The organism is Candidatus Phytoplasma bonamiae (assembly GCF_030586845.1).
Lineage (GTDB): Bacteria > Bacillota_I > Bacilli_A > Acholeplasmatales > Acholeplasmataceae > Phytoplasma > Phytoplasma bonamiae.
Window position 1 is genome coordinate 1 of sequence record NZ_JAOSIQ010000006.1, and the last position, 17,256, is coordinate 17,256.

16 protein-coding genes and 4 pseudogenes are annotated in these 17,256 nt (G+C 28.2%); 12 read left to right on the forward strand and 8 right to left on the reverse strand.

The features are described 5' to 3' along the window. Window positions 1-127: 127 nt before the first annotated feature. From OC701_RS00935 to OC701_RS00990, 12 genes and pseudogenes are all read left to right on the forward strand, one after another. Window positions 128-520, forward strand: a pseudogene (locus tag OC701_RS00935) (sigma-70 family RNA polymerase sigma factor); the annotation flags it as partial. 4 nt (window positions 521-524) lie between these two features. Further along, window positions 525-885 (forward strand): annotated as a pseudogene (locus tag OC701_RS00940) (single-stranded DNA-binding protein). Between the two features lie 96 nt (window positions 886-981). Continuing rightward, complete coding sequence (locus OC701_RS00945; protein WP_304514245.1) at window positions 982-1,272, forward strand: HU family DNA-binding protein; 291 nt, start codon at window positions 982-984, stop codon at window positions 1,270-1,272. A gap of 42 nt (window positions 1,273-1,314) precedes the next feature. Further along, the gene (locus OC701_RS00950) at window positions 1,315-1,548 is read left to right on the forward strand and encodes a hypothetical protein (protein ID WP_304514246.1); all 234 of its coding nucleotides are present in this window, start codon (window positions 1,315-1,317) and stop codon (window positions 1,546-1,548) included. A 303-nt stretch (window positions 1,549-1,851) separates the two neighbouring features. Beyond that, window positions 1,852-2,412 carry an AAA family ATPase gene (locus OC701_RS00955; RefSeq protein WP_304514247.1) on the forward strand — a complete coding sequence of 187 codons (561 nt, stop codon included), beginning with the start codon at window positions 1,852-1,854 and terminating at the stop codon, window positions 2,410-2,412. After that, entirely contained in the window at window positions 2,409-3,266 is an 858-nt protein-coding gene (locus OC701_RS00960) for an AAA family ATPase (RefSeq protein WP_304514248.1), read from the forward strand. Before OC701_RS00955 ends, OC701_RS00960 begins: the two co-directional genes overlap by 4 nt. A gap of 171 nt (window positions 3,267-3,437) precedes the next feature. Continuing rightward, entirely contained in the window at window positions 3,438-3,644 is a 207-nt protein-coding gene (locus OC701_RS00965) for a hypothetical protein (RefSeq protein WP_304514249.1), read from the forward strand. Between the two features lie 55 nt (window positions 3,645-3,699). Continuing rightward, complete coding sequence (tmk, locus tag OC701_RS00970) at window positions 3,700-4,365, forward strand: dTMP kinase (protein ID WP_320415504.1); 666 nt, start codon at window positions 3,700-3,702, stop codon at window positions 4,363-4,365. Between the two features lie 170 nt (window positions 4,366-4,535). Next, window positions 4,536-5,147: a hypothetical protein gene (locus tag OC701_RS00975; protein WP_304514269.1), complete on the forward strand. Its 612-nt coding sequence runs from the start codon at window positions 4,536-4,538 to the stop codon at window positions 5,145-5,147. Between the two features lie 18 nt (window positions 5,148-5,165). Further along, a pseudogene (locus OC701_RS00980) lies at window positions 5,166-6,678 on the forward strand (replicative DNA helicase). 12 nt (window positions 6,679-6,690) lie between these two features. After that, window positions 6,691-7,994: pseudogene (locus OC701_RS00985) on the forward strand (toprim domain-containing protein). Window positions 7,995-8,410: 416 nt separating this feature from the next. Then, window positions 8,411-8,638, forward strand: a complete 228-nt coding sequence (locus OC701_RS00990; protein WP_304514250.1) for a hypothetical protein — start codon at window positions 8,411-8,413, stop codon at window positions 8,636-8,638. Between the two features lie 337 nt (window positions 8,639-8,975). Here OC701_RS00990 and OC701_RS00995 read toward each other — a convergent pair whose 3' ends face one another. The 8 genes from OC701_RS00995 to tilS form a co-directional block, all read right to left on the reverse strand. Next, on the reverse strand, window positions 8,976-9,266 hold the full coding sequence (locus OC701_RS00995) for a hypothetical protein (protein ID WP_304514251.1): 291 nt from the start codon (window positions 9,264-9,266) through the stop codon (window positions 8,976-8,978). A gap of 105 nt (window positions 9,267-9,371) precedes the next feature. Continuing rightward, window positions 9,372-10,250 (reverse strand): IS3 family transposase, encoded by an 879-nt coding sequence (locus OC701_RS01000; RefSeq protein WP_304514252.1) that lies wholly within the window; start codon window positions 10,248-10,250, stop codon window positions 9,372-9,374. 755 nt (window positions 10,251-11,005) lie between these two features. Further along, a complete protein-coding gene (locus tag OC701_RS01005; protein WP_420887964.1) occupies window positions 11,006-11,281 on the reverse strand; it encodes a hypothetical protein in 276 nt (91 codons plus the stop codon). A 197-nt stretch (window positions 11,282-11,478) separates the two neighbouring features. After that, on the reverse strand, window positions 11,479-11,778 hold the full coding sequence (locus OC701_RS01010; protein ID WP_304514254.1) for an SVM family protein: 300 nt from the start codon (window positions 11,776-11,778) through the stop codon (window positions 11,479-11,481). Window positions 11,779-11,805: 27 nt separating this feature from the next. After that, complete coding sequence (locus OC701_RS01015) at window positions 11,806-12,438, reverse strand: hypothetical protein (protein ID WP_304514255.1); 633 nt, start codon at window positions 12,436-12,438, stop codon at window positions 11,806-11,808. Between the two features lie 462 nt (window positions 12,439-12,900). Continuing rightward, window positions 12,901-13,263 carry an SVM family protein gene (locus tag OC701_RS01020; protein WP_304514256.1) on the reverse strand — a complete coding sequence of 121 codons (363 nt, stop codon included), beginning with the start codon at window positions 13,261-13,263 and terminating at the stop codon, window positions 12,901-12,903. Window positions 13,264-13,606: 343 nt separating this feature from the next. Next, window positions 13,607-14,029: a hypothetical protein gene (locus OC701_RS01025; RefSeq protein WP_304514257.1), complete on the reverse strand. Its 423-nt coding sequence runs from the start codon at window positions 14,027-14,029 to the stop codon at window positions 13,607-13,609. A gap of 660 nt (window positions 14,030-14,689) precedes the next feature. Then, window positions 14,690-15,619, reverse strand: coding sequence for a tRNA lysidine(34) synthetase TilS (gene tilS, locus OC701_RS01030; protein ID WP_304514258.1), 930 nt, complete (start codon window positions 15,617-15,619; stop codon window positions 14,690-14,692). Window positions 15,620-17,256 lie beyond the last annotated feature (1,637 nt).

Sequence of the window (17,256 nt, forward strand, 5' to 3'; positions counted from 1 at the left end):
AATGAGGTTTTTGCTAAAGAAAATGTGGAAACTTTTTTAAATGTTCAACATTTAGAAGATATTTTAAAGGTATTTACTGTTAAAGAATTCAAAATTATTTTTGATGGTTTTGCAACATCTTTTGTTACCAACAATCAAATCTGAAATCAGCGAACTGATTCGGAAGAGTCACTCTCCTTCAATTCCTCAAAAAACAACCAAATCAAACAACATTGGTTTTCAAGAAGAAAAATACACGTAACCCAATTGGGTTAAAATCCTTAATCCTCATCAATTATGACTTAAACAAACTAACCATGAATACTTTTTAAAAAACCTAAAACAAAAATTAAGCAAAAACGAATTTGATGTTATGCACTTAAGTTTCGGCATACCCTTAGGAAATATCAATGAAGATTATCAAATCCCTTATTCAAACCAACAAATCGCTCAAGAACTAAATTTATCTTTAAGACAAGTAGAATATATCAAAAACTTCGCCATCAAAAAATTAAAAAAAATATTTAGAAAAGAGAAATAAAACCATGTTAAATAAAGTGCAATTAATTGGTCGTTTAACTCATGACTTAGAAAAACAATATCTTAACAGTCACAACGAACAAATCATCAAAATTGATTTTAACTTAGCGATTAACACTAAAGATAAAGTGCAATTCATCCCTTGTGTGGATTTTTCGCAACCAAGCCGAAACCATAAGTAAATATTTACAAAAAGGGTCAAAAATATATGTTGAAGGAACATTAACTATCCAAAAATACACTAATAATGAAGGACAACCTAAAATCAATCCTCAAGTTATTGTTTATAATGTGATCTTTTTAGACAATAAATCGAAAGAAAATTTAGCTTTGGTAAATAATCATCAATCAGAAAGCGAGAATTAAGCAATATGAGTGATGCCATGACCGAAATTTATCGAGGGACTTATTTCCAAGACCGCAGTAATTTAAAAAAACCATTCAACAAAAAGGAGACATCAAATGACCAAAAAAGCATTAATCAAAAAAATCGCTGTAGCCAATAAAACTACCATTAATGCTGCAGAATCATTTTACCACGCTTTCGAAGAAGTGTTAATCGCCGCGATTACCACCAATGCAGAAGTTGTTTTATCATCCCAAATTGGGAAATTTGTTTTAAAATCGAAAAAATCCTATTTCGGTAGAAATCCCAAAATAGGGAAAAAAATCAAAATCCCTGCCAGAACCGTGGTTACTTTTAAACTTTCTCAAACAATTAAAGAAAAAGTTAAACCCTTAATTTTAAAATAACCCCATTATTTTCCTTTAAAAAAAACAGAAAGGAGGTTAGCAATGTCATTAAACAAAAAAATTTATTTTAGTTTACTAGGATTATTGAGTTCAGGTTTGTTGTTGTTATTAATTTTCGGCATTACTCATACTCGCTTTTTCACTAAAAAGCCATCTTTAAAAAATCAAATTTCAATTGCTCAATCACCAGAAATTGATCATCAAATCCAATTAGAACAAGTTAAAATCCGAGAACTCCAACAACAAGACCACGCCTTAAAAAATCAAATTGCGTAACATATGCAAACTTTAACGGAAAATATTCACAAAATTAAAACGCTGCAAACTTAATTAACAACTCATCCTGAATTACCTGCCCACCTCAAAACTCCCAAAGAACAACAATTAACGGAATTAAAAAACCAACAACAAACCCAACAAACCTTCGTAAATAATTTAATCGCCCAACGAAAAGCGTTAAATCAAAATCAACAAGAAAAACAAGCAGAACTAGCCAAATTAGCCCAAGAAAAAGCCAAACTGCAAACTCAAGAAAACCTCCTCCAACAAATTGGACAATTAAACCAATCCCTGAACTATGTGGAAGCGAATCAAAAAAACCTGGAAACCTTAAAAACGCAAAAAGAATATCGCCACAATCAAACTGAATTAAAAAATTTAAACGCCTTTCGGCTTTTTTTAGAAGGCCAAAAGCTTTATTTTAAAAAACAAAAACAAGATTTAACTATCCGTTTAAATTGTTTAAAAGAAGATAAACCCCTTCCAAAACTCTCAAAGAAAGTTACTTTTAAAGATGTTTATGGGATGGAAAGTGAAAAAGAAGAACTTGAAGATTTATTAACTTATTTTCAAACCAACCAAACTTTAATTAACTTCGATAAAGTCCGTCCTAAAGGTTATTTATTTTATGGTCCCCCTGGCACAGGTAAAACCTTTTTAATCAAAGCCCTTTGTGGGGAAGCTGATGTTCACTTTATTAATTTAATTCCTGCGAAATTAGATCAAAAATACATTGGAGAAGGCAAGGAAGTTTTAGAAAAAATTTGGCAAGAAGCCGAAAATCATGATAAAACGATTATCTTTATTGATGAAATTGATGGGTTACCCAATCTCGAGGTGATCACAATACTTCTTCGGTGAGTGCTAATATTGTCAATACGCTTTTAGATAAATTAGATGGTTTTAACCGTTCTGATAAAAAAATTGTTTTAATGGGGGCTACTAACAATCTTGCGAAAATTGACCCTGCTTTACGCAGTCGTTTTAGTAAAGAAATCTATATTGGGCATTTAAAAGATACCGAAATTGAAGGTTATCTTAAACATATTATTGTTCCTTATCAAATTAGTTATCATACTTTCTTAGCTTTAAGCGATATTGCCCAATTATGTCAAGGTAAAAACTTCTCCAATCGGGATTTAACGACGATCATTGAAGAAGCTTATAAAAAAACTGCTAAATGGCAACAACAAAATCCTCAAACCCACGAAGTGATGTTACCATCGGACCTCGAAGAAGTTTTAAATTTGAAATTAAAAATAAAACCCGATCATCAACAAGTAAAACAACGTCGAATGGCTTGTGAAAATCAATACGCCCAATGGCGTCAAAGGTTTAATCAATATTTAGCTAAACCCAAAGATGAAACTAAGATTAAATGTCGATATACCTTTGATGGCTTAAACGGAATTAATTATTACAATCTACGCTATTCTCAAATCTCCTCGGAGTTAGCTAATATTAATCAGCAATTAACTAAAATTCACCAAGAAAACCAAATCTCGCAATTAGAACAAGAATTAGTAACTTTAAAGCAAACGCCAGAAAAATATGAACAAACCATTAAAGATAAAAACCAAGAAATTATTGACCTTAAAAACAATCTTGGAACTCTGCAAACTCAAGCAGAAGCGTTAAGAAAAGAATTAAAGCTAGTTGAAAATCGGCGTGATACTTACCTTGAACCTTCTAATCTCGCTTGCTTGTTATATTAAAGACCGTTATCCTTTTTACCATTGGAATAAAATCAAGGACTAGGTTATAAAGAAACTCCCGTCAATAAATTTAAACTTTCTCATTTTGATACAGAAGATGATAGTTATTTATATATTTATATCGAAATCAAAAAACAATTCCATAAAGACGCAGACGGTAACTGTTTAATTTTGGAATATAATGGTCCTAAATATTTAATCGAAGAAGATAAAGACTATTATCTTGGTTATGCTTTTGTTGCTGACTCTAACTCCAAATTGACTAATTTCTATCTACATTTCAACCCTGTTCGTCAAACTTTATCCCTTTATCAAGATAAACATCATAATAATAAAGTAAAAGAAGCCGAATACCTTCCAAAAACTAATAATGACTGATAATTTCATAAAAAAATCTTATTTAACTCCCAGACCCTCTCTCGGGGTCTTTTTTATGTCTCAAATTAACTTTAAAGGAGAAACAATAATGAAATTAATTATTTTCGAAGGTTTAGATGGCAGCGGGAAAACTACCTTAATCCAAAAAATTAAAGAAAAACTCCAGGCTCAAAACCAAGAAGTAATGACCCTGCAAGGGTTAGGTAGTTCATCTATTGGACCAAAAATCCGTAAAATCTTTTTAACTCGAAAAAATTTAGCCAATCAAACCCGTTATTTATTAAGTTTCGCCAACATGATGCAAACCCAAGAAGAAATTCTTATACCTTTGTTAAAAACAAACACAATTATTTTAATCGACCGTTGGTTGGGTTCTAATTTTGCCTACCGTGTTTATCCATATCCAAATAACACCAATTATCAATTTTTTAATCTTTTAAGTAAATGTTTCATCCAACCCGCCATGACTATCTATTTAAAAACAACTCCTGAAATCGGATTACACCGTAAACAAAACCAACCTCACCACCAAATCGACGTTATTGAATCTAGTCCCATTGTATATTTCCAAAAAGTAGCCCAAGGTTATGAGGAATTTTTTAAACGAAACAACCTCGGCCTCAAATTAATGTTAAACACAACTGATTTCACTAACATCAAACCCCAACAAAAGCATATTATTAAAAAAATCGGAGCAATAATCAATGGCTATCATCATTAAGAAAAAATGTCAAAATGGCAATTTATATATCTATTATAATAACGGCAAAATTAAAACGATTAAAACCAATGGAACCGTTACTTGGAAAACCAAAAAAATTAATTTTAAAACTACCAAAAGACTCTGATGAAAGAGTCTTTTTTTTATGGAGAAAGGAAAATAATAATGAAATGAAGCGCTTAACTAATTTAGCTTTGGACCAGATTAAGGTTTTTAATCACCAATCTTTATGCGTTGCCATCACCCAACGCATCATCAATCCTGCCTTATTTCACTTCCCCTTTCATGAATATATGATTCGCCATCATCATTTATTAGAACAATATTTAATTAATCACCAATACAACCCCCAAAGTCAAAAAGTAATTCGCGGTAAAATCAATGAATATCTTATTTTATTTTATTGGCAAAATCAAAGGATTATGCCTTTATATCCTCAAGCTTATTTATTCTTTATCCCTGATATTAAATTTGATTTAGTGTTATTTACCAAAACCAAACGGATTATGGCTTTTAATTTTAAAACTTGTTTACGCGACCGTTATAAACAAGCGGTCATCGAAGGCCAACAATTAAAAAAATTAGATAGTCGGTTTCGTTTTTATTTATTAACCAATGATGGGTTAGAAACAGCCAGACTAAACCAGAAAATAACCCAAGGTAAAGTCTCAGGAATTGATGCCGTGATTAATTGTTTTTCTCCCCAAGCCGATGTTTTTATCAAGAACCTTTTAACCGAACAATTTACTGTTTTTACGAATATTAATTTAATTAAAAAATAAAAAAGGAAATAAAAAACCATGAAAGAACCCGTTTTTCCCTTAACTAACGAACAACAAGCCTTAGCCCAAATGGTGGAATACATTATTCAAAAACAATGGGAACGCTTAAAAATTTATACCGAAATAGTTGATGGCCAATGGTTAAAAGAACCGCACCATCAAAAGATTTTTAACGCTTTAAAGTATTTGTATGGTGAGAAACAAGTAACCACAGTGGAACAAAGGTTAATTGATAAAGATGATTTAATCGCTGAATTATTGGGTTATTTACAAACCCATTTCCCCCAAGATAACTTTAATCCTACCACCTTAGCGTTTTTAAATCAGGAAGTTCAAGAGTTGGATAATTTACATTTTCTGGATAATTTAAAACATACTTATACCCAAGAAAAATTATTTCAACAATTAATGAAAATGATCCGTCCTACTTTTGAAAATCAGGATCCTTATTATAAACATTTATATTACCAAGAAATCTTTATTAAATTAAGAAATTTTATCACTTTAATGCCGAACGCTTCCGATCAGACCTTTTTTAGTTTAAAACAAATGATTTCTGGGCATCCTGAATTTTTAGCAACTGATGATGCTGCTAAACAAAAAATCCAAGCCGAATATTATCGGTTATCTGCTACTTTTAAAGGCCTGAACCAAGCCACGCAAGGATTTAAAAAAGGCCAAATAATTACGATTGGAGGCTATACAGGCTTAGGTAAAACTACTTTGGTTTACAATCTCTTATTGGATTTAGCTCAAACGAAATATCGTGAAACCCACCATTATCCTTATATGGTGGTTTTTTCTTGGGAAATGACTCCTGAGGAAAACTTAACGCGCTTATTAGCACGCCAAACGCAACTTCCCTTAAAGTTGATTTTAGCTAAAGATTTTTTAGCTACTGATGTTACTCCCCCACTTTATCAAGCCCAGATGAAAACCGCTCGCGCTTTTTTTTAACCAACTTAATTTAGCCTTTAGTTATTATCCCAGCAAAAATATTAATTATATTGTCGATTTACTTTATCGCCTCCATTTAGAACAAAAAGTGGAAATGGTAGTGATTGACCATCTTCAAATTACTAAATCGACTAATCATTTTGATAATGACCGTTTAGCGATTGACGAAATTATGACGAAACTGAAAGCAATCGCTATTGAATTAAAAATTGTCATTATCATTTTATCGCAATTTTCGCGAGACACTTACAGCAATTATTCAGGAAAATCCCCCGAAATAACTGCTTTAAAAGGTTCAGTCGGCATCGAAACCAACTCGGATATCGTTTTAATGATGGCGGAATTTCACCCCCAACTTCCGAAAGATAAAACTAAATCATTAATGCTTTATAATTCCACTTGCCAACAATTATATTCCCAGTCGCAAGATGCCGAAACCCAAAAGATTATTGAGCTAAATATCAAAAAAAATCGCAGTGGTTCAAAAAAAACTTTAGTTTATCATTTTGAAATGGCAACCCAAACCTTTCAAGAAATCGGTTACGTTTTATTTGAACCCAACGAAACTCGTTAAGGAGGAAAAGGCATGGCTGATCAAACCCAAATACAATATATCAAAACCTATTTTCCGATGCTGGTTTTATTAAAAAAATTAAAAATTCTCCCAGTCAATTTTAACCGTAAGTATCGTTTCCCTTGTCCCATCCATCAAGGTCATAATCCCACTTGTTGCCATATTAACGAAAACAACCACCTTCATTGTTGGAAATGTGGTAAAGATTATGATATTATTGATGTTTATATGGCGATCCGTGGTCTTAAAAACTTCTCGGTTGCCTTAAAAAGAATTTATCATTTTATACAGACTAAAGAATTTAAAAACTTAATTCATCAGGAACAAACGATCATGACCACCACTTCTAATTCTTTTTTCCGTCCTATCAGATCAGAAAATCTCATCACCCCCTGGACGAACAAGAAATTAATCTTAAAAAGAAAAAATTATTAAAAACCATTCCTCCTTTATTTAACCAAATTCGGGATTATTATCATTATTTATTAATCAACAATAATAACGACGGATTAGCATATTTAACTCACAAAAGAAAACTCACTTTAGCCACTATTAAAGAATTTAACCTTGGTTATGCTCATCCTACCGCTAAACCTCTCTCTTTTCGGTTGGTAAATTACGCTAAAAAGAAAAACTTTGATATTAATAAATTAGTTGAATACGGGTTTTTAAAAGAAAAAATGAATCAAGAAGGAAAAAAATATTATCACGATACCTTCCATGGTTCCATCATTATCCCCATTGAAAATGGCTATGGTAAAACTTTTCATTTTTATCAAAACCATTTTCGTCCTGTTGCTTACTTTCAACCTAAATATCAAGCTTTACCCAATTTTTCCCAAACGCCGACCTTTCATTTCAGTTATCGTTTTTTTGAAGCCTTACCTTACATCAAACAAACTCAAAACCTTATTATTCATGAAGGTTTTTTTGATGTCATCAGTTGTTGGCAACACGGGATTAAAAACGTGGTGGGGTTAATTTGCGTCGCTCAACTACTATCCCAAGCTCAAATCGCCATTCTGAAAAAGGAACAAATTAAAGTCATTATTGCTTTAGACAATGATGAAACAGGATGTAAACGGAGTGAAGTTTTAGGAGCTAAACTGCAAGCACACCAAATCCCCTATGAAATCCGCAGGATTTTACCACCATACTCAGATACCTGCAAAGATGCCGATGATTTATTACGGCAATACGGAAAAGCAGTTTATCAAAAATGCTTTTTAGATCCTTATAAAGAGGCGAAAAAGAATAATATCGCTGATTTAGCAATCCGTTATTTTGGTAAAGATAAAGTAGAAGTAATTAATTAATTTCAAAAAGGAGAAATAAAAAATGAATCATAATTCAGAAATTAGAATTTGAGGTTGGATTAACAAACCCCATAATCCTACTGATTTAGCCCAAATAAAACACTTTTTACAAGTTTTAAAAGCAGAAATAATTAATTTAACTATTGTCGTGCATTCTAAAAAGAGGAATACTTATCAAGAAGCGAATTACCGTCCCCAAAACCAAACACTTTTTGTCGATCCGCACATTTTAGCCGAAATTAAAGCATATAAAATCACCTTAATTGAGGAACATTTTTCTACTAGCAATTAAACCATTACTTACGGATTTAACCCCTCTAAAAATTAAAAATAACTCTCTTAAAAACCACTATCTGCTATTTCAAATTAATTATCAAAATGAAACTAAAAATCGGATTAAAGAATTAATAGGAAAAATGGCTGTTCATAATTTAAAAACTTTACAATTATATCCTCTAGATCCGAACAAGCGAGATAAATATAATAACCCTATAAACACTAACTATAAGAAAAGTTTAAATATTATTTATTATCAGCAAGAAGATTTAAAATTTATCAAATGTTTTTTGACTAAAGCGAAACAAGGCTATCGGGTGAAAAAGTTACATCCTAAATATAAATATATTCCTAAACAACAACAATGACACTTTATGACACTTCACTGACACTTTTATGACACTTCACTGACACTTTTATGACACTTCACTGACACTTTTATGACAATTTCTCTTTTCCAAAACTTAGATCAACATTAACTTATTGAAAGAGGGATATTTGATATATTATATCGATAATGATAATGATATTCGATATTTGATATTATCGAGATATCATTTTTACCATTATTAATTATCCGATATAAAAAAAATAATTTGGTTTAAATAACAGTGATTTAAAATTTATTTTATTTTTTAAATAAATAGCCTAACCAAGGTTAGTTTATATATATCAAAAATATACCAAAACGTCTAAAGACGCTATTTAATAATTGTTAATTGTTAAAAAAGTATACAAAAACAAAAATAAAGCGATAAACATAATACAATAATACAAAATAAACAAAAGAGAAATTGTATTTCTGTTTTTAATAATATCTTTTATTTTACCAATAAATTTTATTATTAATTTAATAATATCTTTTATTTTGCCAATAAACTTTATTATTAATTCAATAATTCTGAGACTTAAAAATATTATAGATAAAATAATTAAAGCTAATATTAATATCGAAAAAAAATAACAAACATGAACTATAACATCGATATTATCCATTATAAAATTTCTCCTTTTTTATAAAATTTGTAGCATCAATAATGATCAGGATTTTTTTATCATATGTTAATAAAATAAAAAAAGCAATTTTTAATTTGACCCTGATTAAGTTATCTGATTATTTGATTGATAATTTTGGAAATAATGAAGAGGACTTTGATAGTTAAGTTTTTTTATAGGCCATTGATGATTATAAAAATGTTTAAAAGTTTGAATTTTTTGAATTATTTCCCTAAAAGAATAGTTATACCAATCGCCATAACGACTTTTAAACCACCCTTTTAAATTACTAAACCAAGCTTCTATTGGAGCATTATCATTAGGACAACTCGGACGGGACATACTGATTAAAAAACCTTTTTGTTGTAAGTGATGTTGCCACCAGCGACTATTATAACCTCCACCCCGATCGGAATGAATAATACAAGGTTTAGTTAATTTCGGAAGCGCTTGAAAAGTCGTTTTAATTAATTTTAAATTAGGTTTTAAACTGGTTTTTAAACTCCAAATTTGGTGATGATAACCATCTAGAATTACCGAAACCCATAGTAAACCTTGTTTGGTAGCAAAACAAGTTAAATCGGTATAAAGTTTGGTTAATGGTTGATCGGTTTGAAACTGTTGCTTAATTAAATTAGGTTTGAATTCAACATATTTAGCAAAGTTTTTATTTTTAGTATGTGGACGCCGCCATTTCATTAACCAATGGTTCGTTTTCATCATTTTTAAAATTATTTTATGATTAACACTTTGACCGAAGGTAGTTCGATATAAAAAAGTGATTTTCCGATAACCACAAGCATAATGATATTTTTTACATAATAACCCCACTCTTTTAGTAATTAATTGGTAATGATGTTGACGTTTGGTTTGAGCTTTTTGAGTTTTTCGCCAATAATAATAAAGATGCCTTTTAATTTTTAAAAGGTTTAAAATTTTGGTAATCGTTAAAGTTTTTCGATACACTTTGACTAAAGGTAACATTATTTTTGATAAATCGGGGCGTTGATAAAGAATTACTGTTTACTAACATACTTGATTTTACCTTTCTGAATATAGAATTATTCTAGCAGTTAATTCGATAAGTAATTAAATAAGATTAACTTTTTTTCATTTTGTTAACAGGTTTTTCACTTTTTTTGGTTAACTAATAAGTGAAGAGGTAAATTATTTGGGTTTTTGTCTTGAGTAAAACTTTTATTGAAATTTAACTTTCAACAAATGACGCAGTCCAAAAAAAAGTTTTGTTCACGAGAAAAGCTGAGATATTTCCGAACTAAATAGCGATCGAGATGATCATTAATATTATTAAAAATTGTAACAAAATAAGGGTTCAGTGCGAAGTTTTTATTTAATTTATCTAAATTTTCGAACATATTAGTAAATCGATTATTGAATTGTTTTCTACCTTTATCTAATTTTTTTCTAATCTATCAAAATTTTCATCTAATTCCTTAAAACTTTGGTGTTAATTCTTCATTTTGATATTTTTTTAAAAAATAAGCAGGAATCAAAATGATTATGACTCAAAGAATTAGACAAATAATTTCTTTTATTAATTTTTTGAAATTGTTCATATTATGAAAACTCCTTTGTTTTTTAGTTAATAAAATATTCATTTTTTTATTAATAGAAATAAAAAACTCTTGCTTAAAAGAGTCTGGTTATTATTTATAAGTATGGTTAAATAAAAAAAGACCTTTGAAAAGGTCTTAAACAAAAAATAATAAGTTTAATTTTTATTTTTTAGAATTTATATCAGGCTTTTTAGAAGAAGAACATGTTTTTTTAGACTTAAGCGCTTCTTCTTGTAAAATTTTTAATGTTTGTGAATCTGATAACATTTGAATAATTTTATTTCGATCTTTTTCAGAATAATTTTCAAGAGTATTATATAATTCATAATATTGCGATATATCTTTTTTGGTTGTTTTTTCTTGTTTTTCAGAGGAAGAAATTTCTTTACCTTTATCATTTTTTTTAGGAATTGCCGTAACTTGATTAGTATTTATCATTAAAAATATCCCTAAAAAACTAACTAAAAATAATGGTAAAAAATATAATTTATTTTTTAATAACATAATAATATTATATATTATTACTCCTTTTAATGTTTATTTATCTTACAGATAATTTCATAAAAAACCTTTAATTTATAACATCTAAAAAATATAATTTTATTTTCGCTTCATTTCTAAGCTCATTTTTGTTTTTAATATAATTTTATTTTTTTAGAATTTGATGATGAGCTTTCTGTTGGATTATTTTTTTGTCTTGTTGACAATAATTTAGCAATTTTATCTAAATTAATTTGAATTCCTTTTTTGTTAAAATATTTAATACCTTCGTTTAAATTATCAATTTCTTTATCTAATAACTCATAATCTTCTTTTTGTTGATTTTTATTATTATTTTCCATTGCCATAACTGAATTAATATTAATTAAAAGGAATAATCCTAAATAAATCATTAAAAAGAATGGTAAAAATAATTTATTTTTTACTTGCATCATTTTAACTTATAACTCCTTTGATTTTATTTATCCCTCAGCTGAGGAAATAGTATAAAAGGAGTTGAGTCGAGAAGAAAGAAATAAATTTTTATATTCTTTTGCAGTTCTTTCATATCTTGTTTCTAATTCTTTTTTGTGATTGTCAGCATCAGATAAAATTTCTTGGTAGCGCTCTTGTTCATTCTCTAATTTACCGATTTGAATTGGGATTTTACTTATTTCACCAACTATTTTGCTTCTTTCTTTTTGGATTTTTTCAATTTCTTCTTGTTTTGGTTTAAGTTCTTTTTTTTTAGTTTCTTCATCTTTTTCTAATAGTATTTTTTGTTGTTTTACAGATGCTATTTGAAAAGGAAGCAGAGCATTTAATTGCGATTGGTGTTCATCATATTGATGTTGGTATTCATTAATTGGATTTTTGCTATCTTTTAATAAATCTAATGATGATGGCCGACTTTTTTTTAATTCAACGATTTCTTCTTTTTCTCGCTCTAATACATCAACAGGTTCTGTGAAAAAATAAGTTTTAATTTTTGGCGAAATAGTTGTCTTAGGAGATTTAATTGCGGAAGGAGATAGTAATTTTTCAGACTTTAACGTTTCTTCTTCGGATTTCGAAGCAGATAAAGGTGTTGGGATTTGGTTAGTAATCTTATTCATAAATTTCGTAACCTTTCTGATAATAATAAGATTTTATTATTATCAAATTTAGAAATTTGAATATATATACCCTTATTATATAACTTTAAGAAAGAAATGATGAAAAAAAATAATGATGAAATAAATTTTCATCATTATTTATTGATAATCGGTTAATAGAATTGAACATATTTTCTATGAAATGTTGTCGAACACGAGCGTAACTGGAATTTTTTTTTGTTTTAATGGTTCATCCTGATTTTTTTACGAAAGAAGTAGTAGTAAAATTATCATTACCTCGAGGATTAAAAAATAGTTATAATAAAAATAGCAATAATTTCTTTAATTAATTGTTTTAAATTGTTCATGTTATTCGAACTCTTTTGTTTTTTTTAGTTAACAAAAATATTCATTTCTTATTAATGAAAATAAAAAAACTTTGTTTAAATAGTCTTTAGTTATAAATTAAAAAATTGAATTAATTTAACTTCGGCGTGAATTATTCAAACGATTTAAACAATTTGAAGGTTGTAGCGTAGTATTATTTAAAATTCTTTGCTGAGCAGCAATCCTTTGACTTAATTGTATATTTTGTGCCATTAAATTATTAATAAATTCTTCAGAATCATTATTCGCTCTAGCATGAAAAATTTGTCGTACCAATTGAGCTTGTTGTAAATTCAAATTTAGTAAGATATTTGCTTGTATTTCGGAACCTGACTGATTATTATTTATAGCATGACCATTACTCGCTGCCATAACTGAATTAATATTGATTAAAAGAAATAATCCTAAATAAATCATTAAAAAGAATGGTAAAAATAATTTATTTTTTACTTTCATCATTTTAACTTATAACTCCTTTGATTTTATTTATCCCTCGGCTGAGGTAATGTTATAAAGGGGGTTTAGTTGAGAAAAAATTAAATTTTTATATTCTTTTTTCATTCTTTCATATCTTTCTTCTAAATTTTTTTATAATTTTCAGCATCAGATAACATTCCTTGATAATATTTTTGTTTTAATTCTAATTTACCAATTTGAAATTTTATATCTGATATTTGTCAACTTTTTTCTTCTAATTTATCTTGGAGTGCGTTAATTTTATCGTCGTTACCTTTTCTAGCAATTTTTAATCTATTAATTTATGCTTGATTGATTTCTAGTTGTTTTTCTAATAGTATTTTTTTCATTTTACAAATGCTATTTGAAAAGGAAGCAGAGCATTTAATTGCGATTGGTGTTCATCATATTGATGTTGGTATTCATTAATTGGATTTTTGCTATCTTTTAATAAATCTAATGATGATGGCCGACTTTTTTTTAATTCAACGATTTCTTCTTTTTCTCGCTCTAATAAATCAACAGGTTCTGTGAAAAAATAAGTTTTAATTTTTGGCGAAATAGTTGTCTTAGGAGATTTAATTGCGGAAGGAGATAGTAATTTTTCAGACTTTAACGTTTCTTCTTCGGATTTCGAAGCAGATAAAGGTGTTGGGATTTGGTTAGTAATATAATAATTCTGATTCATCAGAATCATCATTGCTATTCCTAACAATAAAATAATCCTGATGGTAACAAAATATTTTGACCAAAAGTTTTGCTTATTCATAAATTTCGTAACCTTTCTGATAATAATAAGATTTTATTATTATCAAATTTAGAAATTTGAATATATATACCCTTATTATATAACTTTAAGAAAGAAATGATGAAAAAAAATAATGATGAAATAAATTTTCATCATTATTTATTGATAATCGGTTAATAGAATTGAACATATTTTCTATGAAATGTTGTCGAACACGAGCGTAACTGGAATTTTTTTTGTTTTAATGGTTCTTTTAAAAAAATTATTTCTTCATTTTTATTTTCTAATTTTTTTGTTCTAAAGTATATTGTTTGTTTCGTAAATCTTTCAAAGATTGGAAACTTCTTTTTGTTTATGAATTAATTCATCGATGATGGTTAGATATTCAATGATGATTGATCGTTCATCTCTTTTTATTTCGCTAACTAATAATTTAGATTTTCGAAATTCTTTTGTTCAATTGATCATCTTTTTGACGGATTTTATAATCAGTTATTTTCTGTTGATAATATAATATATCGATAACTATCAACTTTTAGATTTTAAGAGATCGTTTGATGAAGAATTATTCTCGACTAACCAACTTTTTCATAACTTGTCTTTTAAGAATTTATTATTTCCTTTAATAAAAAAACGATTTATATCATTTTTAATGTTGATTAGCGCTCGTGATTGGTAAAATTACATTTTATTTAAACCTATTGAATGTTTTTCGATAGCAAGAGTTATAATTTTACCCTCTCCCAAAGTTTCATTATGATATAAACAAGGAATCCAAATAATTTTTTGTGTTTGATCTACTATTAATAATAATTTATTTCTTTGTGTAATAGGAATTTTACAATTAATTAAAAATTTTTTTAATTTTTGCTTTCCAAATTTAAATTCCAATATATCTCCTGATAACCTTGTTCTTATAATTAAAGGAAATATTATTTGTCCGTCACTATAAAAAATCTCTTTTTGTGTCATATATTTGGGATATGTTTTGTGATCATGATGTAAATATAAAATAGGCTTTAGTGTATTAATATTATTTTCTATTCTAGATAAAGGAGATAATTGCCATTTATAATATTTTTTAGATATTTGCCATTGGTCGTTTAATTTAACTTGACAATAAGGTTTATTATTATTATTTAATAATTTAATAATATTATTAATTAAAACAAAATTTTTACTTATTTTTTTATCATCTAATAAAGATAAAATAATATTTTTTTGGATAACTATATTCAATTTACAAAATACCTCTAAACAATAATATTGTTTATTAAAATGATATTTTAAAAATAAATTTGTTTGTTCTTTTACTAATTGATAAATTTCTGTTATTTGAATATGAAATTTATAAATATTTTTTAAAAAATTATGTTCTTTTTGTAAATAAGGGATTACAAATTTACGAATTCTATTTCTAGCATAATAATCGTTTTGGTTAGTTTCATCTTCTAAAAAAGAAATTTTTTTTTGGTTAGCATAATTAATAATTTTGTCTTTAGAAAGATATAAAAATGGTTTTAAAAACACAAATTTTTCAATCAAATAAATAGGTTGCATACCGCTATATCCTAATAAATATGGATAGAATATTTGCGTTTCAATAATCAAATTTATATTTCAATTATCTATTACAAACAGCCCCCATCTAAACCGGACGAGCTAGTTTCCAAGCATCCGGCTTGCCATAATTTATCCTTTTTATCGGACTAACTTTGTGTCGCCACTGATTAGTTGTTTATTCTTTTCATTCTTTTTAGAAAATACTAATATTGGTCCTATGACCTTTGGAATTAATCGGATCTTAATAACAAAATAAATTTCGAAATTTAAGGTTTTATCTTGTCTTTTTTGGGACAAGAACTTGTCTAACCGATCATAATTAAGATAATAACCTTTAACGAACTCAGCGGTATTACTTAATTTTTTTAAGTTTGATACCATTAATAGATATCTATCTGTTGTTCTACTGCACTTGTGGAACAGAATTTAATTTCATGTTTAATAAATATTTCTCCATGTTATTAATCCCATATTTAAACATTTTAATACCTTATTAGTTATTTAAAGAACGATTTTGAATAATATTTAATGTTTGCCAAAATTTAGTTTTTGTTCCGACACAGTTATTTGTGTATCCGCCAACTCTTGGCTTTATACCACTGAATAAACAATAAATTACTGACTTCTTTCGCCCTATCAAGGTCGTTAACCTTGTTCCAAGGAGGGCGATTAACTTAATTATTCCAAATTAAGTTTTACTCCTCCGACTACTAAAAAGTCGCTTTATCCTTAAGCATAATGAATTTGATTTCATTATTAATTAATTTTTAATAATTAGCCTTTAGGATTCTCCCAGTTACTCTAAATATCGACCTTGATTCCTTAGGTGAAGTAACCGTTATAAAAACGGTGAGATTCCAGGTTTTTAATTGATAAACTATTCAATACAGTTCTTTAATATTGATAGGATCTGGACTGTTCGATTTAAGTAGTTTACAGAACAGGTTCGAGTATTACATCTTCTTATCCTTCTTAGGTCCTTTCAGGCTTATCCTTAGAATCATTAGGTGGCGGAGTCATATTGATATTAACTACTTCTTCGCAACCCGCTTTTAAGAACTGCTATAATTCCTTATTGTTTCCTTTAAGAAACCGTTCTTATCCTGTCAGCGTTTATCAACAACTGGTTATTGGTTAGATAACGCGATATTTAGGCCTCTTGGGCGCCCAGAACTTCCTCGTGATAATTTTAATAAAATAGTTTCTGCTAAAATCGAGATAGAATAGTTGAGTTTAATAATGAATTTATTTCATTTTATATTCCAAACTAGCCCCCCACAGAACCGGACAAGCAAGTTTCCAAGCATCCGGCGCCTAATATCTGATATCAGATATTGAAACTCTTTCGCCATGTAAAGGTTATTACCCTTCGCCATGGTCAGGTTTTTCTAAAATATTCCAATTCCAGAATTAAACTGACGACTACTCTAAGTTTCGCTTTTCCCTTGGGTCAGCTACTAGCTGTTTTAAGATTTGTTTTAACAATCTACCTTTAGGGAGATCGAAGTTACGCTATAATTCTACATGAAGTTTTAGGTGCGGTTTACAGTTACTTTAAAACTGAAGCTATTATTTAAACTTATATTAAATAATAAGAGTCCTTTAATTTGCCAATCTAATGACTGCTCGGGATGATACAAAATTAAAAATGATTAATAATTTTGTTCCATTAAAGCTTTTCTCGG